Raw genomic sequence first — 24,130 nt, forward strand, 5'->3', positions numbered from 1 at the left:
CCGAACTCAGCAGTGAAACGACGCATCGCCGATGGTAGTGTGGGGTCTCCCCATGTGAGAGTAGGTCATCGTCAAGCACCTATCCCGAAACCCCTGGTCAGCAATGACCGGGGGTTTTGCTTTTGCGTGCGGAAAAAGCCAATTTGGTGGAACTGCCCGTGGTGCAAGAGCATCAAAGCGAGTGGCGATGCTACGTACCCTTACAGCGCAGGCGCAGATTCCACGCTAGAATGCGCCCAGTTTTTTCCTTGTTCCGGAGCCTTCCATGTCCCGTGTTACCCTGAGCCGCTACCTGATCGAGCAGACCCGCAGCCACAACACCCCGGCCGACCTGCGCTTCCTCGTCGAGGTAGTAGCGCGCGCCTGCAAGGAAATCAGCCATGCGGTGTCCAAGGGCGCGCTCGGCGGTGTGCTTGGCAGCATGGACACCGAGAACGTGCAGGGTGAGGTGCAGAAGAAGCTGGACGTGATGTCCAACGAGATCCTTCTGGAAGCCAACGAATGGGCCGGCAACCTGGCTGGCATGGCCTCCGAGGAAATGGATCATCCCTACCAGATTCCCGGCCGCTATCCGAAAGGCGCCTACCTGCTGGTATTCGATCCGCTGGACGGTTCCAGCAACATCGACGTCAACGTCTCGGTCGGGACCATCTTCTCGGTGCTGCGCTGCCCGCAGGAGTACCTGAGCCAGAACGACAGCCTGCATGAGAAAGCCTTCCTTCAGCCGGGCACTACCCAGGTCGCCGCTGGCTATGCCATCTACGGCCCGCAGACCATGCTGATGCTGACTCTCGGCAACGGCGTCAAGGGTTTCACCCTGGATCGTGAACTGGGCAGCTTCGTGCTCACCCACGAGAACGTCACCGTGCCGGAAAGCACCGCAGAGTTCGCCATCAACATGTCCAACCAGCGTCACTGGGAAGAGCCGGTGAAGCGCTATGTCAGCGAACTGCTGGCCGGCAAGGAAGGCCCGCTGGGCAAGAACTACAACATGCGCTGGATCGCCTCGATGGTGGCCGACGTGCATCGTATCCTCACTCGCGGCGGTGTCTTCATGTACCCGCGCGATGCCCGTGAGCCGGAGAAGCCCGGCAAGCTGCGCCTGATGTACGAGGCCAACCCGATGTCCTTCATCATCGAGCAGGCCGGCGGCGCCGCCACCAACGGTCATCAGCGCATCCTCGACATCCAGCCGGAGAACCTGCACCAGCGCGTGGCCGTGTTCCTCGGTTCCAAGGAAGAAGTCGAGCGCGCCACTGCCTACCATCGCGAGGCCTGATGAGCGAAGCGACGCCCTGGCAGCCACTGCTGGACTGGTGGTTCGGCGATGAGCTCGGTGCGACCGAGGTAGCCGCGCAACGCGGCCGCCTCTGGTTTGGCAAGAATGCCTGCCAGGATGTCGATGCCGACAACCGTTTCGGCGCTCTGGTACGCCAGGCGCTGGATGGTGGTCTGGATGAGTGGAGCCAGTCGGCTGATGGCTGGCTCGCGCTGATCCTGCTGCTCGACCAGTTGCCGCGCATGATCTTCCGCGACACGCCACGCGCCTATGCCGGTGATGCTCGCGCGCAGCTACTGGTTCGCCGTGGATTGGCCGAGGGACTGGACCGAAAGCTGCGGCGAATCGAGCGGGTGTTCGTCTCTCTCGTCCTGGAACATGCCGAAGATATCCACAGCCAGGCACTCAGCGTGAAGTTGCACCAGGAGCTGTGCGACGAGGCTCCAGAGGATGAGCGGGCGCTGTTCGACGACTATCTGGACTGGGCGCAGCGGCACCAACGGGTGATCGAACGCTTTGGCCGTTTCCCCCATCGCAACGCGATTCTCCAGCGCGCATCGACCGAAGCGGAACTGCGTTTCCTCACGGAACCCGGCTCGCGTTTCTGACTCCAAGGCTGCATTCTTCTGCCTGGTGCCAATATGGCATGGGCTGCCCCGCACAAGGAGTTTCCAATGTCTTTCCGTCGTATCGCACTGGTTGCGCTGTGTATTGTCCTGGCCGCCTGCAGCAAGGTGAACCAGGAGAACTTCTCCAAGCTGAAGACCGGCATGCTCAAGAGCGAAGTGGAAGACCTGCTCGGCAAGCCGGCTGAGTGCTCCGGTGCGCTCGGCTTTTCCAGCTGTACCTGGGGTGACGACAAGGTATTCATCAGCGTGCAGTACGCCGGGGACAAGGTGCTGCTGTTCTCCGGCCAGGGGCTGAAGTAAGAAGTGGATGCCTGAATGCAGCGAGGCCCAACATCATCGTTGGGCCTCGCTGCATTCGGACCTGATCAGTTCAGCAATTGCCGCAGCACTCCGGCGAACTCCGCCGCGCTGCGTTCCTCCAGGTCATGGCGACCGTCGCGGACCTGCCACTTCCCGCCCACCATCACATCCCGTACCTGACGATCACCGCCAGCGAACAGCCAGCGGTTGAGAGTCGCATCGCCCTCGGCGGTTGCCAGGTAGGGATCGCGGCCATCGAGCACCAGCAGGTCGGCACGCTTGCCGACTTCCAGCGCTCCGGTCGGCTGGCCGAGCGCCTGGGCGCCGCCAATCAGCGCGGAGTCATACAAGGTGCGGCCAACCATTGGCTGATCGCTGCCATACAGCCGATTGCGCCGCTGGTCTCGCAGCCGCTGGCCGTATTCCAGCCAGCGCAGTTCCTCGACCACGCTGAGAGATACGTGACTGTCCGAGCCGATGCCGAAGCGTCCGCCCTGGGCCAGGTAGTCCACCGCGGGGAAGATACCGTCGCCGAGGTTGGCTTCGGTGGTCAGGCAGAGTCCGGCCACCGCCCTGCTTCGAGCCATCGCCGTCACTTCGTCCGCTTCGGCATGGGTGGCGTGGACCAGGCACCAGCGCGAGTCCACCTCCACGTTTTCGTACAGCCATTGCAGCGGACGGCGGCCGCTCCAGGCCAGGCAGTCGTCGACTTCCTTCTGTTGCTCGGCGATATGGATGTGGACCGGGCAGTCGCTGCGGTCGCTGACCAGCACCTCGGCGATCTGCTGCGGAGTGACCGCGCGCAGCGAGTGGAAGCACAGACCCACGTCCTGCAACGGCTGGCCGGAGAACTGCGCGCGCAGACGTTCGATCAGCGCGAGGTAGGCATCGGTGCCGTTGATGAAGCGGCGCTGTCCTTCGTTCGGCGCCTGTCCGCCAAAGCCGGAGTGGGAATACAGCACCGGCAGCAGGGTCAGGCCGATTCCGCTGTCGGCGGCAGCCTGGCTGATACGCAGGGACAGCTCGGCCGGGTCGGCATAGGGCTTGCCGTCGCGATCATGGTGCACGTAGTGGAATTCGGCGACGCCGGTGTAGCCGGCCTTGAGCATCTCGATGTAGAGCTGGCGGGCGATGATGCCGACCTGCTCCGGATCGAGCCGGCCGACCAGGCGGTACATCAGCTCGCGCCAGGTCCAGAAGCTGTCGTTGGGATTGCCGGCGACTTCGGCCAGGCCAGCCATCGCACGCTGGAACGCATGCGAGTGGAGGTTGGGCATGCCCGGCAGCACCGGACCGGACAGGCGTTCGGCACCTTCCGCGGAGCCATCGATCTCTACTGAGCTCAGCAGGCCTTCGGGAGAAACCTCGAAACGAACATTCCGCTCCCAGCCCGTGGGGAGGAGGGCGCGTTCGGCGTAATAGGCGGGCATAATCTATGCTCCTGCACGCATGGACTTATTTGTATATACATATACAGATGTTCATGGGGTGCGTAAACTGCTGTTCAGCGCCATCTCGCCAAGGAGCGCCCAGATGCCGAAACCTCAGTCCACGCCAACGCCGCTGGCGGCGCAGCTCGGGGAAATGCCTGCGCCGCTCTATGCGCGGGTCAAGCAGATGATCACCCAGCAGATCGCCAGCGGCGCCTGGCCACCGCATTACCGCGTGCCGTCGGAGAGCGAACTGGTCAGCGAACTGGGTTTCAGCCGCATGACCATCAACCGCGCGCTGCGGGAGCTGACTGCCGATGGCCTGCTGGTGCGCATGCAGGGCGTCGGCACCTTCGTCGCCGAGCCCAAGGGCCAGTCGGCGCTGTTCGAAGTGCACAACATCGCCGACGAGATCGCCAGTCGTGGTCATGTCCATCGCTCCGAGGTGATCGTCCTCGACGAGGTCAAGGCCACGCCTGAGCGCGCCATGGCCATGGATCTGCGCGAAGGCCAGCGGCTGTTCCACTCGCAGGTCGTGCATTTCGAGAACGAAGTGCCGGTGCAGATCGAGGAACGCTACGTGAATCCCCAGGTGGCGCCGGACTACCTGAAGCAGGACTTCACCCGGATCACGCCGAATGCCTACCTCACCGCCCTTGCGCCGATGACCGAGGGCGAGCATGTGGTCGAGGCGGTGCTTGGCTCTGCCAGCGAATGCAAGTTGCTGAAGATCGAGCGCGGCGAACCCTGCCTGCTGATCCGCCGGCGCACCTGGGCCGGTCGCGTGGTGGTGGCGAGTACCCGGCTGCTCTACCCGGGCTCGCGTTACCGACTGGAGGGAAAATTCCACTCATGATTCGTTTGCTCCGCGCCGCGGACTACCCGCGCATGCCCTGGAAGAACGGGGCCGGCACCACCCTGGAAATCACCCGTGACGCCGGCGACGGGCTGGACGGCTTCGGCTGGCGGCTGTCGATCGCCGATGTCGGCGAGTCCGGCGGATTTTCCGCGTTCAACGGCTACCAGCGGATCATCACCGTGCTGGAAGGCGAAGGTATGAGCCTGACGGTCGATGGCGTGGAGTCGCGGCCGCTGCATGCGCTCGATCCGTTCGCCTTTTCCGGCGATAGAGCCGTGCAGTGCCGGTTGCTGGGTGGCGCGATCCGCGATTTCAACCTGATCTATGCGCCGAAGCGCTACAGCGCGCGCCTGCAATGGCTGCGTGTCGACGGCACGCAACGGTTGTTTTCCTCGGCGCCGACCGTGCTGCTGTTCAGTGCAGGGAATGGCCTGGCGGTGCGGCTGGATGGTCAGGAATGTGGCGCCCTTGAGCGTCACGATTGCCTGCAGGTCGAGCGTGGGGATGGGTTGGCGGAGCTGGTTCTGAGCTCCATACAGCCATCCGATTGCTGCCTTATCGAATTGACACCTACGTAGGTTGGCGCTGAGCTTGCGAAGCCCAACATCACCATAGCCGGATGTTGGGCTTCACTTCGTTCAGCGCCAACCTACGTGAGCTCAGGCATGCAGCCGGGAGTACGGCACCCAGCGCTCGAACGTCCCTTCCTCCACCCACGCCCGCGCCGCAGCGATATCCGGGGCGAAGTAGCGATCCTGCTCGTAGTGCGGGACCTGGCTGCGAATCAGCGCGATCACATCATTCAACTGCGGCGAACTCTGTAGCGGCCGATGGAATTCCACGCCCTGCGCAGCCGCCAGCAATTCGATGGCGACCACTGCCGAGCTGTTGCCGGCCATGTCCAGCAGGCGGCGGGCAGCGAAGGTGGCCATCGATACGTGGTCTTCCTGGTTGGCCGAGGTCGGCAGGCTGTCCACCGAGGCCGGATGGGCCAGGGTCTTGTTCTCCGAGGCCAGCGCCGCCGAGGTGACCTGGGCGATCATGAAGCCGGAGTTCAGGCCGCCTTCCTTGACCAGGAACGCCGGCAGGCCGGACAGCGCCGGATCGACCAACTGCGCAATGCGTCGCTCCGATAGCGCGCCAACTTCCGCGATTACAAGCGCCAGCACATCCGCCGCCATCGCCACCGGCTCGGCGTGGAAGTTGCCGCCGGACAGCACGTCGCCGTCGGCGCTGAACACCAGCGGGTTGTCCGACACCGCGTTGGCCTCGCGCAGGAACACCCCGGCGGCGAAGCGCAGGTGGTCGAGGCAGGCGCCCATCACCTGCGGCTGGCAGCGAAGCGAGTACGGGTCCTGCACGCGCTTGCAGTCGATGTGCGACTTGTTGATCTCGCTGTCGTGCAACAGCTCGCGGTAAAGCGCGGCGACGTCGATCTGCCCCGGCTGGCCGCGCACCGCCTGGATGCGCGGGTCGAACGGAGCATAGGAGCCCTTCAGCGCTTCCACCGTCAGGCTGCCGGCCACCACGGCTGAGACGAACAGCTTCTCGGTGGCGAACAGCCCGCGCAGGGCGAGTGCGGTGGATACCTGGGTGCCGTTGATCAGCGCCAGGCCTTCCTTCGGCCCTAGCGTCATCGGTTCGAGACCGGCAATGGCCAGGCCTTCGACGGCATCCATCACCCGCCCCTCGTGGCGCACCTCGCCGACGCCGATCAGCACGGCCGACATGTGTGCCAGTGGCGCCAGGTCGCCGGATGCTCCGACCGAACCCTGGGACGGAATGCACGGATAGACCCGCGCCTGATGGAGCTTGTGCAGCGCCTCGATAACCTCCCAGCGCACGCCGGAGAAGCCGCGCGCCAGCGAGGTCATTTTCAGCGCCAGGATCAGGCCGACGGTGGCATCGTCCAGCAGCGGACCGGTGCCGGTGCAGTGCGACAGCAGCAGGTTACGCTGCAAGGTGACCAGTTGGTCATCCGGAATCGAGGTGCGCGCCAGCAGGCCGAAGCCGGTGTTGATGCCATAGACGGTGCGCTGGCTGGCGATGATCTCGTTCACCGTGCGGGCACTGGCCTCGATCGCGGCGCGGCAGGCCGGGTCGAGCTGGATGTCGGCGGATCGCTGGTGGATGGCGCGAAGCTGGTCGAGAGTCAGTTGGCCGGGAGTGATGAGCAGGGAGTGGGTCATGGGTACATCCTGGAAAACGCAAATGGATAGATACATTCCTGTATAGACAGGATAGGCAATATCCAGACCACTCGGTCACAGCACGGTCGCCGGCCGTTCCCCGGCGAGACCTGGCAACAGGTCGAGCGCTTCCTGCAAATGTGTTACCGCGTGCCCTGGAACAGTGCCGCGTGCTGCAAAAAGTGGCAGCCATGTCCGTTTTGGTAACACTAGCCTCACTTTCCCCTATCCCGTTCCGCCATTCGTCCGCACCGGCGAAAAGCTCCGGAAAACGCGCGCTTCCTTATATGCACAGGCGTTTTTTCAAGCCCATCGGCAAGGTTGGCCCTCATCATGCATATGCTTGTATGTACAAGTTAATACGTGTGCAGAAATTCCTCCCTGCCACCCCCAGTCAGGAGCCGCTTCCATGAACAACCCGAGCAACAAATTCCGTGACGTCGAGATCCGCGCCCCGCGTGGCACCCAGCTGAGCGCCAAGAGCTGGCTGACCGAAGCGCCGCTGCGCATGCTGATGAACAACCTCGATCCGGAAGTGGCCGAGAACCCGAAGGAACTGGTGGTCTACGGCGGCATCGGCCGCGCCGCGCGCAACTGGGAGTGCTACGACAAGATCGTCGCCACCCTCAAGGAACTGAACGACGACGAAACCCTGCTGGTGCAGTCCGGCAAGCCGGTCGGCGTGTTCAAGACCCACGCCAACGCACCGCGCGTGCTGATCGCCAACTCCAACCTGGTACCGCACTGGGCGACCTGGGAGCACTTCAACGAACTGGACGCCAAGGGCCTGGCCATGTACGGCCAGATGACCGCCGGCAGCTGGATCTACATCGGCAGCCAGGGCATCGTCCAGGGCACCTATGAAACCTTCGTCGAGGCGGGCCGCCAGCACTACGACGGCAACCTCGCCGGCCGCTGGGTACTGACCGCCGGCCTCGGCGGCATGGGCGGCGCCCAGCCGCTGGCCGCGACCCTGGCCGGTGCCTGCTCGCTGAACATCGAATGCCAGCAGAGCCGCATCGACTTCCGCCTGAAGACCCGCTACGTCGACGAGCAGGCCAAGGACCTGGATGACGCCCTGGCGCGCATCGCCAAATACACCGCCGAAGGCAAGGCGATCTCCATCGCCCTGCACGGCAACGCCGCGGAAATCCTGCCGGAACTGGTACGTCGCGGCGTGCGCCCGGACATGGTCACCGACCAGACCAGCGCCCACGACCCGCTCAACGGCTACCTGCCGATCGGCTGGACCTGGGAACAGTATCGCGACCGCGCGCAGTCCGAGCCGGCCGCCGTGGTGAAGGCCGCCAAGCAGTCCATGGCCGTGCACGTGAAGGCCATGCTGGACTTCCAGAAGCAGGGCATCCCGACCTTCGACTACGGCAACAACATCCGCCAGATGGCCAAGGAAGAGGGTGTGGATAACGCCTTCGACTTCCCCGGCTTCGTCCCGGCCTACATCCGCCCGCTGTTCTGCCGTGGCATCGGCCCGTTCCGCTGGGCCGCGCTGTCCGGCGATGCCGAGGACATCTACAAGACCGACGCCAAGGTCAAGGAGCTGATCCCGGACGACGCCCACCTGCACCGCTGGCTGGACATGGCCCGCGAACGCATCAGCTTCCAGGGCCTGCCGGCGCGTATCTGCTGGGTCGGCCTGGGCCAGCGCGCCAGGCTCGGCCTGGCGTTCAACGAGATGGTCCGCAGCGGCGAGCTGAAGGCACCGATCGTGATCGGCCGCGACCACCTCGACTCCGGCTCGGTTTCCAGCCCGAACCGCGAGACCGAAGCCATGCAGGACGGCTCCGACGCCGTGTCCGACTGGCCGCTGCTGAACGCCCTGCTGAACACCGCCAGCGGCGCGACCTGGGTTTCGCTGCACCACGGCGGCGGCGTGGGCATGGGCTTCTCCCAGCACTCCGGGATGGTGATCGTCTGTGACGGCACCGACGAAGCCGCCGCGCGTATCGCCCGCGTACTGACCAACGACCCAGGCACCGGCGTGATGCGCCACGCCGACGCCGGCTACCAGATCGCCATCGATTGCGCGAAAGAGCAGGGCCTGAATCTGCCGATGGTCACCGGCAAGTGAGGGGGCAGGAATGAGCACAGTGACTGAAATGCCCTCTGCCCGGCCGCTGCTTGGCGTGCGCGTGCTGGACCTGAGCCGCGTGTTGGCCGGTCCGCACTGCACCGCCATGCTCGCCGACCTGGGCGCCGAGGTGATCAAGTTCGAAGTGCCGGGGCATGGCGACGACAGCCGCCATCTCGGCCCGTTCAAGGACGGCGAAAGCGTCTACTTCGGCCTGATCAACCGCGGCAAGCGCAGCGTCGAGTTGGACTTCAAGGCGCCCGCCGACCTAGCTCGCTTCCAGCAGATGGTCGCCGACGCCGACGTGGTGGTGGAGAACTTCCGCCCCGGCGTCACCCAGCGCCTGGGCATCGACTTCGACAGCCTCAAACAGCACAACCCGAAGCTGATCTACGCGAGCATTTCCGGCTTCGGCCAGAACGGCCCACTGTCGCGCCGCCCGGCCTACGACATCGTCGCCCAGGCGATGTCCGGGCTGATGAGCGTGAGCGGCTTCCCCGAAACCGGCCCAACCCGCAGCGGCGAGGCGCTCGGCGATCTCTGCGCCGGCGTCTACGCGGCCTGGGCGATCAGCAGCGCGCTGTTCGCCCGCGAGCATCAGGGCAGCAGCGCGCAGTACATCGACGTCGCCATGTTCGACGTGCTGGTGAGCATGCAGATGACCGGGCTTTCCAACCTGTTCGCCAACGGCGTCGCGCCGGGACTGGTGGGCAACCGTCACCCGGTATCCACGCCGTTCGACACCTATCGCGCCGCCGACGGGCTGGTGGTGATCGCCGTGGCCAGCGACAAGCTGTTCCGCCGCTTCTGCGAAAGCATCGGCCGCTCCGAACTGGCCGACGATCCGCGCTTCGCCGACGACCCCTCGCGCACCCGCAACGAGCAGGCCCTGCGCGCCGAGCTCGAGGCATGGACCGGCCAGCGCAGCGTGGAACAGGCCTGCGACCTGCTGCTGGATGCCGGCGTGCCCGCTTCGCCGGTGTGGAACCTCGCCGAGGCCACCGGCAGCGAGCAGGCGCAGGTGCGCCAGCTGCTGTTGCAACAGGACGACGGCGAGCCACCGCTGGTGCCGCAGCCGGTGTTCTTCAACGGGCGCAAGCCTCACGCAACGACGCGCGCGCCCCGCCTGGGCGAAGCCAATGCCGCGTTCGGTCTCGATCACGCAGTTGGAGCAGTGCAATGAATTTCACCATCGACGCCACCGAGCAGGCGATCATCGACTCCGCCGAGCGCGTCTGCCGCGACGTGCTGGCCGCCAATGCGCAGCGCTACGACGAAAGCGAAAGCTTCTGCGCCGAGAGCATGCAGGCGCTCGGCGAGCTTGGCTTCATGGGCATCAACCTGCCGGAGACCTACGGCGGCTTCGGCATCGGCAGCCTGGCGATGAGCGCGGTGGTCGAGGCGGTCTCCGCCGCCTGTGCCTCCACCGCATCGGCGCTGACCGCGCACTTCCTCGCCACCGATTCGATCCTCATCGGCGGCACCGAGGAACAGCGCCAGGAGCTGCTGCCGCGCTGCGCCAGCGGCGAACTGCTCGGCGCCTTCGGCCTGACCGAGCCGGCCGCCGGCTCCAATCCGGCGGACATGCGCACCCGCGCCGTGCGCGAGGAAGGCGGCTGGCGCATCCGTGGCAGCAAGCACTACATCACCAACGCCCGCGAAGCCGACTTCATCGTGCTCTACGCCAAGACCGACGCTGACGCCGGCGCCCGCGGCATCAGCGCCTTCGTCATCCCGAAGGGCACCGCCGGCGTGACCTTCGCCAACCCGGAAAAGACCATGGGCCTGCGCGGCAGCACCATCTACGAGCTGGCGCTGGACTGCTGGCTGCCGGCATCGGCGCTGCTCGGCGAGGAAGGCAAGGGTTTCCACACCGCCATGGAAGTGCTGGATCGCGGCCGCGTGGAAGTCGCCGCCATGTCCCTCGGCATCGCCCGTGCGGCCATGGAATACGCGTTGAAATGGGTGGACGAGCGGCAGATCGGTCCGAAACCGCTGGCCGCCTACCAGGGCACCCAGTGGCGCATCGCCGATATGCACGCCCAGCTGGAAGCCGCGCGCATGCTGACCATGAAGGCCGCAGCCCGGCGCGACAGCGGCGAACGCTTCAGCCTGGAATCGGCCACCGCCAAGCTGTTCGCCGCCGAAGCCTGCGGCTTCATCACCGATGCCGCGCTGCAACTGCATGGCGGATACGGCTACATCCGCGACCTGCCGCTGGAGCGCTTCGTCCGCGACGCCCGCATCCTGCGGATCTTCGAGGGAACTTCGGAAGTACAGAAGATCATCATCTCCCGCGCCGTACTGGAGGCCGCCCGCCAGTAATGGCGTGCATACGACTCGGATAACTACAACAGGCGCGGCCGCACGCCGGCCGCGCACGAGGAGAGCGTCAATGGCTGGCAATTCACTGATCGAAACCCGCTCGATCGACTACATCCCCGAAGGCGAACGGCACGGCAGCCTGTTCAGCCAGTTCACCCTGTGGTTCGGCGCCAACCTGCAGATCACCGCCATCGTCACCGGCGCGCTGGCGGTGGTCCTCGGCGGCGACGTGTTCTGGTCGCTGATCGGCCTACTGATCGGGCAGATCTTCGGCGGCGCGGTGATGGCCCTGCACGGCGCCCAGGGGCCGAAGCTCGGCTTGCCGCAGATGATTTCCAGCCGCGTGCAGTTCGGCGTGTTCGGCGCGGTGATCCCGCTGGTGCTGGTGTGCATCATGTACGTCGGCTTCAACGCCACCGGCACGGTGCTCGCCGGCCAGGCCATCGGCCAGCTGGCGCATGTCAGCGACACCGCCGGCATCCTGATCTTCGCCGCCGTGATCGTGATCCTCACGGTGTGCGGCTACCGGGTCATCCACATCCTCGGCAAGGCGGCCAGCGTGCTCGGCATCCTCGCCTTCGCCTACCTGTTCGTGCGCCTGCTGTCGGTCAACGACATCGGCGCGCTGCTGGACAACCGCCACTTCTCCTGGAGCACCTTCCTCCTCGCGGTATCGCTGGCGGCGTCCTGGCAGATCGCCTTCGGCCCGTACGTGGCCGACTACTCGCGCTACCTGCCGAGCGCCACGTCGGCGCCGAAGACCTTCTTCGCCGTCGGCCTCGGCTCGGTGATCGGCTCCCAGGCCTCGATGGTGCTCGGCGTGTTCGCCGCGGCGCTGGCCGGCAAGGAGTTCTCCGGGCAACCGGTGGCCTATGTGGTCGGCCTCGGCGCCAGCGGGCTGATGGCGGCGGCACTGTTCTTCAGCGTGGCATTCGGCAAGGTCACCATCGCCACCCTCAATGCCTACGGCAGCTTCATGTGCATCGCCACCATCATCAGCGGCTTCCGCGGCCACCTGACCATCACCCGCCTGCAGCGCCTGGTGTTCGTGCTCGGCATCGTCGGCCTGTCCACCGCGCTGGCGCTGGCCGGGCAGCATTCGTTCCTCGCCGCGTTCAAGTCGTTCCTGCTGTTCCTGCTGGCGTTCTTCACGCCGTGGAGCGCGATCAACCTGGTCGACTACTACTGCATCACCCGCGAGCGCTACGACATTCCGGCGCTGAGCGATCCGGACGGGCGCTACGGGCGCTGGAACTGGACCGGCATCGGTGTCTACCTGTTCGGCGTGCTGGTGCAGATGCCGTTCATCGATACGGCCTTCTATGCAGGCCCGCTGGTGGCTCAACTGGGAGGTGTGGATATCTCCTGGCTGGTCGGCCTGCTGCTGCCGGCGCTGATCTACTACCCGCTGGCGCGCCGCGACGCCCGCCACGTACCGGCGCGGCTGGTACTGCCGACCGCCTGAGTGGAGGAACCGATGAAACAGCTCTGGCAGAACTGCCACGCGGCGACCATGGCCGGTGGCAAGTACTCGATCATCGAGGACGCGGCGATTCTCACCGACGGCGCGAAGATCGCCTGGATCGGCCCGCGCGCGGAAATGCCCCTGCATGAAGTGCAGCGCAGTCATGACCTCGGCGGCGCCTGGGTCACGCCGGGGCTGATTGACTGCCACACGCACCTGGTGTTCGGCGGCGACCGCAGCGGCGAGTTCGAACAGCGTCTGGAAGGCGTCAGCTATGCGGAGATCGCCGCCCAGGGCGGCGGCATCGCCAGCACCGTGCGTGCGACCCGCGAGGCCGGCGAGGACGAACTGCTGGCCAGTGCGGTCAGACGCGCCCGTTCGTTGCTGGCCGATGGCGTGACGGTGCTGGAGGTGAAATCCGGCTACGGCCTCGACCTCGCCAGCGAGCGCAAGATGCTGCGCGTCACCCGCCGGCTCGGCGAGGCGCTGCCGGTGACGGTGCGCGCCACCTGCCTGGCGGCCCATGCATTGCCGCCGGAGTATGCCGGTCGCGCCGACGACTACATCGAGCTGGTCTGCCGGGAAATCCTCCCGGCGCTGGCCAGTGAAGGGCTGATCGACGCGGTGGATGCCTTCTGCGAGCACCTGGCGTTCTCGCCGGCACAGGTGGAGAAGGTGTTCCAGACAGCTCAGCGCCTTGGCCTGCCGGTCAAGCTGCATGCCGAGCAGCTGTCCTCGCTGCACGGTTCCAGTCTCGCCGCGCGCTACCACGCGCTGTCCGCCGACCATCTGGAATTCATGACCGAGGAAGACGCCATCGCCATGGCCACCGCCGGCACCGTCGCCGTGCTGCTGCCGGGCGCCTTCTTCGTCCTGCGCGAGACCCAGCTGCCGCCGATGGATGCCCTGCGCAAGCACGGCGTGGCCATCGCCGTGGCCAGCGACCTCAACCCCGGCACCTCGCCGGCGCTGTCGCTGCGCCTGATGCTGAACATGGCCTGCACCGCCTTCCGCCTCACGCCGGAAGAGGCGCTGGCCGGCGTCACCCTGAATGCGGCGAAGGCCCTCGGCATGGGCGACAGCTATGGCAGCCTGGAAGCCGGCAAGGTCGCCGACTTCGTCGCCTGGGACATCCAGCGCCCGGCGGAGCTGGCCTACTGGCTCGGCGGCGATCTGCCGAAACGCATCATCCGACACGCAGAGGAAGTCACCTGTGGATAACGTATTGAGCTTCAGCCGCGGTCGCGTGCCGCTGCTGATCAGCATGCCGCACCCCGGCACCCGCCTGACTCCGGCGGTGGAAGCCGGCCTGGTGGACGAGGCGCGCGAGCTGGCCGATACCGACTGGCACATCCCGCGCCTCTACGACTTCGCCGTCGAAATGGGCGCCAGCGTGCTGGCCGCGCAGTATTCGCGCTATGTGGTCGACCTCAACCGGCCTTCCGACGACAAGCCGCTGTACGCCACCGCCACCACCGGTCTTTATCCGGACACCCTGTTCGACGGCCGTCCGCTGTACCGCGAGGGCATGACGCCGTCGAAGGAGGAGAGGGCGCGCTACCTGGCCGAAGTGTGGACGCCCTATCACCGCACGCTGAGCGAGGAGCTGGCGCGGATGAAGGCGGAGTTCGGCTATGCGTTGCTGTGGGATGCGCATTCCATCCGCTCGCTGATTCCGCACCTGTTCGAAGGCCGCCTGCCGGACTTCAACCTGGGCACCAACGCCGGCGCAAGCTGCGCGCCGGAACTGGCCGAGCGCCTGCAGGCGGTGTGCGCCGGGGTGTCGAACTACAGCCATGTGCTCAACGGCCGTTTCAAGGGCGGCCATATCACCCGCCACTACGGCCAGCCGGAGCAGGACGTGCATGCGGTGCAACTGGAGCTGGCGCAGTGCAACTACATGGATGAAAGCGCGCCGTTCGGTTATCGGGAGGATCTCGCAGGGCCGACGCGGGAGGTGATCCGCCAGTTGTTGCAGGCATTCATCGATTGGGGGCGGGAGCGGTACGGGCGTTGATCGCGGCTACGCCGCATGGGTATCGCTGCGCTCAACCCATCCTACGAAACCTCGTCGTGGCCGATCCGTAGGTTGGGTTGAGGAGCGAAGCGACGAAGCCCAACGAGAGGAGCCCGGCGCTACATCGTCGCCGGGTAGTTGGGCTTCGCTGCGCTCAGCGCCAACCTACGCGGCGCACCCGTCAGGCTTGCAACCCTAGATGCCGTATCACCGGCTCCGCCGTCGCCAACCTGTCCCAGACATCGTCAAGCAACTCCGCCGGGTAGAACGACTCCAGCCGCGGCAGCTCCGCGCGCGGCACCCAGGCCACGTCGAGGATTTCGAACTCGTCGCCGCCCAGGCCGAGCAGGTTGCGCATGCCCAGTTCGCCACGCCAGGCGTCCACGCGATAAAACAATTCCATGTGGAAGCGCCCGGCCAGCGGCTCGGCGAATTCGCGGACGTACACCAGCGGGCCGACTTCCACCTCCAGGCCGGTTTCCTCCATGCACTCGCGCTGCACCGTGTCCCGCGTCGAACGGTCGCTGACGGATTCGAAGCCGCCGCCCGGTGGAATCCAGTAGATGTCGTCGCGCAGCCGGTGCTTGACCAGCAGGATGCGATCATCCTGCAGCAGCAGGCCGGCGGCGCGGATACGGTGTTGCAGGGCGGGATTCATCGCTGGTCGGGCCTCATCGGTTGCCGGGCGTCATGTCGGGCGCGAAAGGCGATTCGTGGCGCCTTTCCCTCTATATAGAGCGTCGCGTTCCATCTGGCCTGGTCCGGAGTCCCACTGAACCGAAAAAAAGAATCAACTTCTTTTGCAGAGTGCACGAACTCCTTTATCGGTTTTGCTCCGGCCCTAGTATCATGCCCGGCAGAGCCAGGGATGGGCATCCGGTCGAGGGACGACCGCACGCACTGATTCGGGAGCGCGCCATGCAATCTTTGTATCCGGAAATCAAGCCTTACGCCCGGCACGAGCTGCCTGTCGAGGAACCGCACGTCCTGTATGTGGACGAGAGCGGCAGCCCCGACGGCCTGCCCGTGCTGTTCGTCCATGGTGGCCCGGGTGCAGGCTGCGATGCCATGTCGCGGCGCTTCTTCGATCCCAACATCTACCGCATCGTCACCTTCGACCAGCGCGGCTGCGGCCGTTCCACCCCGCACGCCAGCCTGGAGAAGAACACCACCTGGGACCTGGTGGCGGACATGGAGCGCATCCGCGAGCGGCTCGGCATCGACAAGTGGGTGCTGTTCGGCGGCTCGTGGGGCTCGACCCTGTCGCTGGCCTACGCGCAGACGCATCCGGAGCGCGTCCATGCGCTGATCCTGCGCGGCATCTTCCTGTGCCGTCCGCAGGACTTCCTCTGGTTCTACCAGGAGGGCGCCAGCCGCCTGTTCCCGGACTACTGGGAGGACTACCTGGCGCCGATCCCGGCGGACGAGCATGGCGACCTGATGAAGGCCTTCCACAAGCGCCTGACCGGCGCCGACCAGATCGCCCAGATGCACGCCGCACGCGCCTGGTCCACCTGGGAAGGGCGCACCGCCACGCTGCGGCCGAACCCGGACCTCGTCGACCGCTTCGCCGACCCGCACCGTGCGCTGTCGATCGCGCGCATCGAGAACGACTACTTCGTCAACGGCGGCTACCTCGAACCGGACCAACTGCTGCGCGACATGCACAAGATCGCCCACCTGCCGGGCGTCATCGTGCACGGCCGCTATGATGTGGTCTGCCCGCTGGACAACGCCTGGGCACTGCACAAGGCCTGGCCGAACAGCGAGCTGCAGATCGTCCGCGACGCCGGCCACGCGGCGGCGGAACCGGGGATCACCGATGCGCTGGTGCGCGCCACCAGCGAGATCGGCCGGCGCCTGCTGAACGTGCCGCCGGAGGCCGAATGAAAGGTCTGATCCAGCGCGTGCGCGGCGCGCGGGTGGAAGTGGCGGGGGAAGTCGTCGGTGCCATCGATCATGGCCTGCTGGCGCTGGTCGCTGTCGAACCTCGGGACGATGAGGAGTCTGCGGCGAAATTGCTGCATAAGCTGCTCAATTATCGGGTGTTCGCCGACGATGAAGGTAAAATGAATCTTTCGTTGAGCGATGTCGGCGGCGGCCTGCTGCTGGTTTCGCAGTTCACCCTGGCTGCCGATACCCGCAAGGGGCTGCGGCCGAGCTTTTCCAGTGCGGCGTCGCCGGAGCGGGGCGCCGAACTGTTCGATCATCTCGTTGAACAGGCGCGAGTCCGTCATCCGCTGGTCGCTACCGGACGTTTCGGCGCCGACATGCAGGTTCACCTGGTCAACGACGGGCCGGTCACCTTCCTGCTGGAGGTCTGAGCGAACGGTTGTTTGTCATCGAACCGTAGGACGATGGTCATGCGCTTGCACGCAAAACAATGGTTCCCCGGGAGGACGCCGTCACGCACGGTGAATCATTCCTGCCGACCGGGGTCGGAACTCAATAGCCGGCATCCTGGCACTGCCTTTGCTGGCCTCAGAAATTTTTCGTACACGGACGAGGGGGACTCGTGATTTTCCGTTCCGTTCAGTTAACCGCTTCTCGCACTTTCTTCGGGGGGCTGTTGCTCGGCTCCGCACTCCTGGCGTTGAGCGCCGGCCAGGCGTGGGCATTCAACCTGGACGACGTCGGCGAGAAGGCAAAGAAACTCGCCGGCGAGCAGTACAAGGCTCCCAGCAGCAATCTGCCGTCGGAGTTCAGCGAGATGAAGTTCGCCGACTACCAGCAGATCCGCCTGCGCCTGGAGAAGGCCTACTGGACCGACCAGAAGACACCGTTCAAGCTCGGCTTCTATCACCAGGGCATGCACTTCGACACGCCGGTGAAGATCAATGAAGTGACCAGCACAGCCGTGAAGGAGATCAAGTACGATCCCTCGCAGTTCGACTTCGGTTCGCTGAAATTCGACGAGAGTGCCACCAAGGATCTCGGCTACGCCGGCTTCCGCATCCTCTACCCGATCAACCAGGCCGACAAGCAGGACGAGATCGCTTCGTTCCTCGGCGCCAGCTATTTCCGCATCGTCGGCAAGGGCCACGCCTGGGGGCTTTCCGCCCGCGGCCTGGCGCTGGACACCGCGCTGCCGTCCGGCGAGGAATTCCCGCGCTTCCGCGAATTCTGGATCGAACGGCCGAAGGCGAAGGACAAGCACCTGGTGATCTTCGCCCTGCTCGATTCGCCGCGCGCCACCGGCGCCTACCGCTTCATCCTGCGCCCGGGCGTCGAGACCGTGGTCGACGTGAAGGCGCGCGTCTACCTGCGCGACAACGTGACCAAGCTGGGCCTGGCGCCGCTCACCAGCATGTTCCTGTTCGGCTCCAACCAGCCGTCCGAACAGCACAACTTCCGCCCCGAGCTGCATGATTCCACCGGCCTGCAGATCCACTCCGGCAACGGCGAGTGGATCTGGCGTCCGCTGAACAATCCGAAACACCTCTCGGTCAGCGCCTACAGCGTGGAGAATCCGAAGGGCTTCGGCCTGCTCCAGCGCGGCCGCGAATTCTCCCGCTACGAAGACCTCGACGACCGCTACGAGCTGCGTCCGAGCGCCTGGGTGGAGCCGCAGGGCGACTGGGGCAAGGGCACCGTCGAACTGGTGGAAATCCCCACGCCGGACGAGACCAACGACAACATCGTCGCCTTCTGGAATCCGGAGAAGCGCCCGGCCGCCGGCGAGCCGCTGGACTTCGCCTATCGCATGCACTGGACCCTGGACGAAGCCGGCCTGCATGACCCGCAGTCGGCCTGGGTCATGCAGACCCTGCGCTCGATCGGCGACGTCAAGCAGAAGAACCTGATCCGCCAGCCCGACGGCACCACCGCGCTGGTCGTCGATTTCGTCGGCCCGTCGCTGAAGGCCCTGCCGCCGGACGCGCCGGTGAGCAGCCAGGTCAGCACCGACAAGAATTCCGAGGTGAAGGAAAACAGCCTGCGCTACAACCCGGTCACCCAGGGCTGGCGCCTGACCCTGCGGGTCAAGGTCAAGGACCCGAAGAAGCCGGTCGAGATGCGCGCTGCGCTGGTCAACGGCGAGAAAACCCTGTCTGAAACCTGGAGCTACCAGCTGCCTGCCGATGAATAACCCGACGCCCATCAAGTCCCCGCTGAGCGAGTATCTCGAACATCTGCCGATGACGGCGGATGAGCGGGAGGAACTGGCGCGCGCCGGTTCGTTCAGCGAAATGCACCAGCGCCTGGCCGGCGAGGAGGGCACCGCCGAAGGTGCCATGGCATCGGTCGGTTCGCGCCTGGTCCACGGTTTCGGCCGCGAGCTGGACGACGCCGACATGCTCGGCCTGGACGACAACGGCCGCGCCTACCTGAAGGCCGCGCCGCCGATCCAGCGTACCAAGGTGCTGCCCGAGCCCTGGCGCACCAACCTGCTGGTGCGCGGCTGGCGCCGGCTGTTCGGCCGCAGCAATCCGCCCAAGCCGACCCGGGACCTGCCGAAGGCGCGCTGGCAGCGGGTCGGCTCGCTGCGCCGGTTCATCCTGGTGCTGCTGATGCTCGGCCAGACCACCATCGCCACCTACTACATGAAAGGCATCCTGCCGTACCAGGGCTGGGCCTTCGTCGACTTCGACGAGATCATGCAGCAGTCCTGGCTGGCCAGCCTGCAGCAGGTGCTGCCGTACCTGATCCAGTTCGGCGTGCTGTTCCTCTTCGCCGTGCTGTTCTGCTGGGTGTCGGCGGGCTTCTGGACCGCGCTGATGGGCTTCCTCGAACTGCTCACCGGCCGCGACCGTTACCGCATCTCCGGCAGCAGCGCGGGCAGCGAGCCGATCGCCGCCGAGGCGCGCACCGCCATCGTCATGCCGATCTGCAACGAGGATGTGCCGCGCGTCTTCGCCGGCCTGCGGGCGACCTACGAATCGGTGGCCGCCACCGGCGAGCTGGACCGCTTCGACTTCTTCGTCCTCAGCGATACCAACCAGCCGGACGTCGCCGTGGCCGAGGAGAACTCCTGGCTCGAGCTGTGCCGCGAGGCCGGCGCCTTCGGCCGCCTGTTCTACCGCCGCCGTCGGCGCCGGGTGAAGCGCAAGAGCGGCAACATCGACGACTTCTGCCGCCGCTGGGGCAGCCAGTACAAGTACATGGTGGTGCTGGACGCCGACAGCGTGATGAGCGGCGAGTGCCTGACCAGCCTGGTGCGCCTGATGGAGGCCAACCCCGAGGCGGGCATCATCCAGACCGCGCCCAAGGCGTCGGGCATGGACACCCTCTATGCGCGCATCCAGCAGTTCGCCACCCGCGTCTACGGCCCGCTGTTCACCGCCGGCCTGCACTTCTGGCAGCTCGGCGAATCGCACTACTGGGGCCATAACGCGATCATCCGGGTGAAGCCCTTCATCGAGCATTGCGCGTTGGCGCCGCTGCCGGGCAAGGGCTCGTTCGCCGGGGCGATCCTCTCCCACGACTTCGTCGAGGCCGCGCTGATGCGCCGCGCCGGCTGGGGCGTGTGGATCGCCTACGACCTGCCGGGCAGCTACGAGGAACTGCCGCCGAACCTGCTCGACGAGCTCAAGCGCGATCGCCGCTGGTGCCACGGCAACCTGATGAACTTCCGCCTGTTCCTGGTCAAGGGCATGCACCCGGTACACCGCGCGGTATTCCTCACCGGCGTGATGTCCTACCTGTCGGCGCCGCTGTGGTTCACCTTCCTGGTGCTGTCCACCGCGCTGCTGGCGGTGCATTCGCTGATGGAGCCGCAGTACTTCATGGAGCCGGGGCAGTTGTTCCCGATCTGGCCGCAGTGGCACCCGGAGAAGGCCATCGCGCTGTTCTCCACCACCCTGACCCTGCTGTTCCTGCCCAAGCTGCTCAGCGTCATGCTGATCTGGGCGAAGGGCGCCAGGGGCTACGGCGGCGTGATCAAGGTGACCCTGAGCATGCTCCTGGAAATGCTTTTCTCGGTGCTGCTGGCGCCGGTGCGCATGCTCTTCCACACACGCTTCGTGCTGGCCGCGTTCCTCGGCTGGGAGGCGGTATGGAAGTCGCCGCAGCGCGACGACGACGCCACGCCGTGGAGCGAGGCGGTGCGCCGCCACGGCCCGCAGACGCTGCTCGGCGTGGCCTGGGCTGCGCTGGTGGCCTGGCTCGACCCGCTGTTCCTCTGGTGGCTGTCGCCCATCGTTGGCTCGCTGCTGCTGTCGATCCCGGTGTCGGTGATCACCAGCCGCGTCAGGCTGGGGCTGGGTGCGCGCGACAACGCGCTGTTCCTGATCCCCGAGGAATACGACACGCCGCGCGAACTGCGCGCCACCGACGAGTACAACTACCAGAACCGCTGGCAGGCGCTGAAGGATGGCTTCCTCCGTGCGGCGGTCGATCCGCAGCTGAATGCCCTGGCCTGCGCCATGGGCACCGCGCGCCATGGTCAGGCGGACGTGATCGAAGCACTGCGCAGCGAGCGCGTGCGCCGCGCCCTGGAGACGGGACCGGAACCGCTCGATGGCCCGACCAAGCTGGCGCTGCTCAGCGACCCGGTAGCGCTGTCGCGCCTGCACCTGCAGGTGTGGGAAGGCGGCCGCGACAACTGGCTGGCGCCCTGGCGCCAGTCGCTGCAGGCCGATGCCCATGCGCCGGCCGTGCCGCTGGCGCCGCTGCCGGGCAGCGAAGCCGTCCCGCTGGCTTCCCAGGCCTGATGCCGCCGCCCCCGCCAATGTCTGGCGGGGGCGGCGCGTTTGCCTTTCACGGCGCTGCTGTTAACCTTCAGCCTTCGATCCACAAAGTCTTGTGATGTCCGGCGAATTGGGTAGCATCTGCACCCTTTCGCGCCCGGCGAGGCTTTGCACGGGATACGCCGGATGCAGGCAACGGAAACCGCCGCATCGGCAACGGAACTCATTGACTATTAGGGGTATGGGGAATGAAGAAACTTCTGGCATCGCTGGTGATGGGCGTCTGCGCCCTGGTCGGCGTGAGCGCGGCCAACGCCGGCGCGGTGGACGAGGCGGTCAAGCGCGGCACGCTGCGCGTGGGCATGGACCCGACCTACATGCCGTTCGAGATGACCAACAAGCGCGGGCAGATCGTCGGCTTCGAGGTGGACGTGCTGAAAGCCATGGCCAAGGCCATGGGCGTCAAGCTGGAACTGGTCTCCACCGGCTATGACGGCATCATCCCGGCGCTGCTGACCGACAAGTTCGACATGATCGGCTCGGGCATGACCCTGACCCAGGAACGCAACCTGCGCATCAACTTCACCGATCCCTTCATCGTCGTCGGCCAGACCCTGCTGATCCGCAAGGAACTGGAAGGCACCATCAAGTCCTACAAGGACCTGAACGATGCGAAGTACAGCATCACCTCGAAGATCGGCACCACCGGCGAATTCGTCGCCAAGAAGCAGCTGAGCAAGGCCCAGTACCACGGCTTCGACAACGAGCCGGAAGCGGTGATGGACGTGGTCAACGGCAAGGCCGACGCGTTCATCTACGACTCGCCGTACAACGTCGTCGCGGTCAGCAAGTTCGGCGCCGGCAAGCTGGTCTACCTCGACCAGCCGTTCACCTACGAGCCGCTGGCCTTCGGCCTGCGCAAGGGCGACCACGACAGCATCAACTGGATCAACAACTACCTGAAGCAGATCCGCGAGGACGGCACCTACGCCCGCCTGCATGACAAGTGGTTCAAGAACACCGACTGGCTGAAGGACATGGAATAACCCGCGTCCCAAGGTACGTCCACCCGACGCGCAGGCCTGGCCTGCGCGTTCGCTTTTTATACGGTATGGATTCGTGGCAAAAACCAAACGCGCAACCTGGCCCTGGCACGGGCTGACCGGGCTGATCATCCTGCTGATCGGCGTGGGCATCTGGTATTCCACTTCGCTGATCTCCTACGAGTGGCGCTGGAACCGCGTGCCGCAGTACTTCGCCTACCAGGCGGAGGAACCGCAGCGGGCGGACAACATCTCCCGCGTCGAGAAGATCGAGGAGAGCGGCAAGGACGTCCGCGTCACCCTGGTCGATGACGATGGCAGGCAGCAGGTGCTCAGCGTCGCCAGCGACAGCCTGCAGTTCTCCGAGAACGACGACGTGGCCGAAGGCGACGTGGTCGGCGTGCAGCGCCACTGGGCGGCCGGCCCGCTGGCCTGGGGTCTGTGGACCACGCTGTGGATTTCCTTCGTCTCCGGCGCCGTCGGCCTGGTGATCGGCCTGTTCACCGGGCTTTGCCGGCTGTCGAAGAACCCGACCCTGCACGACCTGTCGACGCTGTATGTCGAGCTGGTACGCGGCACGCCGCTGCTGGTGCAGATATTCATCTTCTACTTCTTCATCGGCACCGTGCTGAACCTGTCCCGCGAATTCGCCGGGGTCGCCGCGCTGGCGCTGTTCACCGGCGCCTACGTGGCCGAGATCGTCCGCGCCGGCGTGCAGTCCATCGCCCGCGGGCAGAACGAGGCGGCCCGCTCGCTGGGCCTGAACGCCGCCCAGTCGATGCGCCACGTGATCCTGCCGCAGGCCTTCAAGCGCGTGCTGCCGCCGCTGGCCGGGCAGTTCATCAGCCTGGTCAAGGACACCTCGCTGGTCTCGGTGATCGCCATCACCGAACTGACCAAGAGCGGCCGCGAGGCGATCACCACCTCGTTCTCCACCTTCGAGATCTGGTTCTGTGTCGCCGCGCTCTATCTCGTGATCAACCTGCCGCTGTCGCACATGGCCAGCCGGCTGGAACGGAGGCTCGGGCAAAGTGATTGAAGTCCGCAACCTGACGAAAGTGTTCGATACCCGTGGCCAGGTGGTGCGTGCTGTCGACGACGTCACCACCAATGTCACGCGCGGCGAGGTGGTGGTGGTGATCGGGCCTTCCGGCTCGGGCAAGTCCACCTTCCTGCGCTGCCTGAACGGCCTGGAGGAGTTCGACTCCGGCTCGGTGAGCATCGACGGCGTCGACCTCGCCAACCCGAAGACCGACATCAACGCCTACCGCCGCGAAGTCGGCATGGTGTTCCAGCACTTCAACCTGTTCCCGCACATGACCGTGCTGGAAAACCTCTGCCTGGCGCAGAAGGTCGTGCGCAAGCGCGGCAAGGCCGAGCGCGAGGAGAAGGCGCGGGCGTTGCTGGCCAAGGTCGGCATCAGCCAGAAGGCCGACGAGTATCCGTCGCGCCTGTCCGGCGGCCAGCAGCAGCGCGTGGCCATCGCCCGTGCGCTGTGCATGGAACCGAAGGTGATGCTGTTCGACGAGCCGACCTCGGCGCTCGACCCGGAAATGGTCGGCGAAGTGCTCGATGTGATGAAGGCGCTGGCCGTGGAAGGCATGACCATGGTCTGCGTCACCCACGAAATGGGCTTCGCCCGCGAAGTGGCCGACCGCGTGCTGTTCTTCGATCACGGCAAGCTGCTGGAAGACGCGCCGCCCGCGCAGTTCTTCGACCAGCCCCAGGACCCACGCGCGCAGACCTTCCTGCGGCAGGTGCTGTAACGTAGGTTGGCGCTGAACGCAGTGAAGCCCAACATTGCCGGGCCGGACGTTGGGCTTCGCAAGCTCAGCGCCAACCTACGGGGTGCATCTCCGCGGTAGGTTGGGTTGAGTCG

The 24,130-nt window shown here is 65.8% G+C and carries 21 protein-coding genes and 1 rRNA gene; 19 read left to right on the plus strand and 3 right to left on the minus strand.

What is annotated here, in order from left to right:
* The 4 genes from rrf to JFY56_RS23185 all read left to right on the plus strand — a co-directional run.
* Positions 1–77 (plus strand): 5S ribosomal RNA (gene rrf / locus JFY56_RS24820); the annotation flags it as partial.
* 188 nt (positions 78–265) lie between these two features.
* On the plus strand, positions 266–1,279 hold the full coding sequence (locus JFY56_RS23175) for a class 1 fructose-bisphosphatase (RefSeq protein ID WP_208316632.1): 1,014 nt from the start codon (positions 266–268) through the stop codon (positions 1,277–1,279).
* Positions 1,279–1,887, plus strand: coding sequence for a DUF924 family protein (locus JFY56_RS23180; protein WP_208316633.1), 609 nt, complete (start codon positions 1,279–1,281; stop codon positions 1,885–1,887). The genes JFY56_RS23175 and JFY56_RS23180 overlap by 1 nt, the downstream gene beginning before the upstream one ends.
* 66 nt (positions 1,888–1,953) lie before the next feature.
* Complete coding sequence (locus JFY56_RS23185; protein ID WP_208316634.1) at positions 1,954–2,208, plus strand: hypothetical protein; 255 nt, start codon at positions 1,954–1,956, stop codon at positions 2,206–2,208.
* 65 nt (positions 2,209–2,273) lie between these two features.
* Here JFY56_RS23185 and JFY56_RS23190 read toward each other — a convergent pair whose 3' ends face one another.
* Complete coding sequence (locus JFY56_RS23190; RefSeq protein ID WP_208316635.1) at positions 2,274–3,638, minus strand: formimidoylglutamate deiminase; 1,365 nt, start codon at positions 3,636–3,638, stop codon at positions 2,274–2,276.
* Between the two features lie 103 nt (positions 3,639–3,741).
* Between JFY56_RS23190 and hutC the strand changes: the two genes are divergently transcribed.
* Positions 3,742–4,494, plus strand: a complete 753-nt coding sequence (gene hutC / locus JFY56_RS23195) for a histidine utilization repressor (protein ID WP_208316636.1) — start codon at positions 3,742–3,744, stop codon at positions 4,492–4,494.
* Complete coding sequence (locus JFY56_RS23200) at positions 4,491–5,075, plus strand: HutD/Ves family protein (protein WP_208316637.1); 585 nt, start codon at positions 4,491–4,493, stop codon at positions 5,073–5,075. The genes hutC and JFY56_RS23200 overlap by 4 nt, the downstream gene beginning before the upstream one ends.
* 81 nt (positions 5,076–5,156) lie before the next feature.
* Here JFY56_RS23200 and hutH read toward each other — a convergent pair whose 3' ends face one another.
* A complete protein-coding gene (gene hutH / locus JFY56_RS23205) occupies positions 5,157–6,686 on the minus strand; it encodes a histidine ammonia-lyase (RefSeq protein ID WP_208316638.1) in 1,530 nt (509 codons plus the stop codon).
* 409 nt (positions 6,687–7,095) lie between these two features.
* On the opposite strand from hutH, the gene hutU reads away from it, so the two are divergent.
* The 6 genes from hutU to hutG all read left to right on the plus strand — a co-directional run bounded on the left by hutU (position 7,096) and on the right by hutG (position 14,582).
* Positions 7,096–8,775, plus strand: coding sequence for a urocanate hydratase (hutU, locus tag JFY56_RS23210; RefSeq protein ID WP_208316639.1), 1,680 nt, complete (start codon positions 7,096–7,098; stop codon positions 8,773–8,775).
* A 10-nt stretch (positions 8,776–8,785) separates the two neighbouring features.
* On the plus strand, positions 8,786–9,958 hold the full coding sequence (locus JFY56_RS23215; protein WP_208316640.1) for a CaiB/BaiF CoA transferase family protein: 1,173 nt from the start codon (positions 8,786–8,788) through the stop codon (positions 9,956–9,958).
* Complete coding sequence (locus JFY56_RS23220; RefSeq protein WP_208316641.1) at positions 9,955–11,100, plus strand: acyl-CoA dehydrogenase family protein; 1,146 nt, start codon at positions 9,955–9,957, stop codon at positions 11,098–11,100. The genes JFY56_RS23215 and JFY56_RS23220 overlap by 4 nt, the downstream gene beginning before the upstream one ends.
* Positions 11,101–11,170: 70 nt before the next feature.
* Positions 11,171–12,565, plus strand: coding sequence for a purine-cytosine permease family protein (locus tag JFY56_RS23225; protein ID WP_208316642.1), 1,395 nt, complete (start codon positions 11,171–11,173; stop codon positions 12,563–12,565).
* Positions 12,566–12,577: 12 nt separating this feature from the next.
* On the plus strand, positions 12,578–13,786 hold the full coding sequence (gene hutI, locus JFY56_RS23230; protein WP_208316643.1) for an imidazolonepropionase: 1,209 nt from the start codon (positions 12,578–12,580) through the stop codon (positions 13,784–13,786).
* Entirely contained in the window at positions 13,779–14,582 is an 804-nt protein-coding gene (hutG, locus tag JFY56_RS23235) for an N-formylglutamate deformylase (RefSeq protein ID WP_208316644.1), read from the plus strand. Before hutI ends, hutG begins: the two co-directional genes overlap by 8 nt.
* 181 nt (positions 14,583–14,763) lie before the next feature.
* On the opposite strand, the gene JFY56_RS23240 is transcribed toward hutG, so the two are convergent.
* Positions 14,764–15,240: an NUDIX domain-containing protein gene (locus tag JFY56_RS23240; protein WP_208316645.1), complete on the minus strand. Its 477-nt coding sequence runs from the start codon at positions 15,238–15,240 to the stop codon at positions 14,764–14,766.
* Between the two features lie 260 nt (positions 15,241–15,500).
* Here JFY56_RS23240 and pip point away from each other — a divergent pair, with 260 nt between their 5' ends.
* The 7 genes from pip (at position 15,501) to JFY56_RS23275 (ending at position 24,017) form a co-directional block, all read left to right on the plus strand.
* Positions 15,501–16,472 carry a prolyl aminopeptidase gene (gene pip / locus JFY56_RS23245; protein WP_208316646.1) on the plus strand — a complete coding sequence of 324 codons (972 nt, stop codon included), beginning with the start codon at positions 15,501–15,503 and terminating at the stop codon, positions 16,470–16,472.
* Positions 16,469–16,906 (plus strand): D-aminoacyl-tRNA deacylase, encoded by a 438-nt coding sequence (gene dtd, locus JFY56_RS23250; RefSeq protein WP_208316647.1) that lies wholly within the window; start codon positions 16,469–16,471, stop codon positions 16,904–16,906. The genes pip and dtd overlap by 4 nt, the downstream gene beginning before the upstream one ends.
* 191 nt (positions 16,907–17,097) lie before the next feature.
* Positions 17,098–18,669, plus strand: a complete 1,572-nt coding sequence (locus JFY56_RS23255; RefSeq protein WP_208316648.1) for a glucan biosynthesis protein G — start codon at positions 17,098–17,100, stop codon at positions 18,667–18,669.
* Positions 18,662–21,232, plus strand: a complete 2,571-nt coding sequence (mdoH, locus tag JFY56_RS23260; protein WP_208316649.1) for a glucans biosynthesis glucosyltransferase MdoH — start codon at positions 18,662–18,664, stop codon at positions 21,230–21,232. The genes JFY56_RS23255 and mdoH overlap by 8 nt, the downstream gene beginning before the upstream one ends.
* 224 nt (positions 21,233–21,456) lie before the next feature.
* Positions 21,457–22,254 carry a transporter substrate-binding domain-containing protein gene (locus tag JFY56_RS23265; RefSeq protein ID WP_208316650.1) on the plus strand — a complete coding sequence of 266 codons (798 nt, stop codon included), beginning with the start codon at positions 21,457–21,459 and terminating at the stop codon, positions 22,252–22,254.
* 73 nt (positions 22,255–22,327) lie between these two features.
* Positions 22,328–23,290 (plus strand): amino acid ABC transporter permease, encoded by a 963-nt coding sequence (locus JFY56_RS23270; RefSeq protein ID WP_208316651.1) that lies wholly within the window; start codon positions 22,328–22,330, stop codon positions 23,288–23,290.
* On the plus strand, positions 23,283–24,017 hold the full coding sequence (locus tag JFY56_RS23275; RefSeq protein WP_208316652.1) for an amino acid ABC transporter ATP-binding protein: 735 nt from the start codon (positions 23,283–23,285) through the stop codon (positions 24,015–24,017). The genes JFY56_RS23270 and JFY56_RS23275 overlap by 8 nt, the downstream gene beginning before the upstream one ends.
* Positions 24,018–24,130: the final 113 nt, after the last annotated feature.

Source organism: Pseudomonas schmalbachii (assembly GCF_017589465.1).
Taxonomy (GTDB): domain Bacteria; phylum Pseudomonadota; class Gammaproteobacteria; order Pseudomonadales; family Pseudomonadaceae; genus Pseudomonas; species Pseudomonas schmalbachii.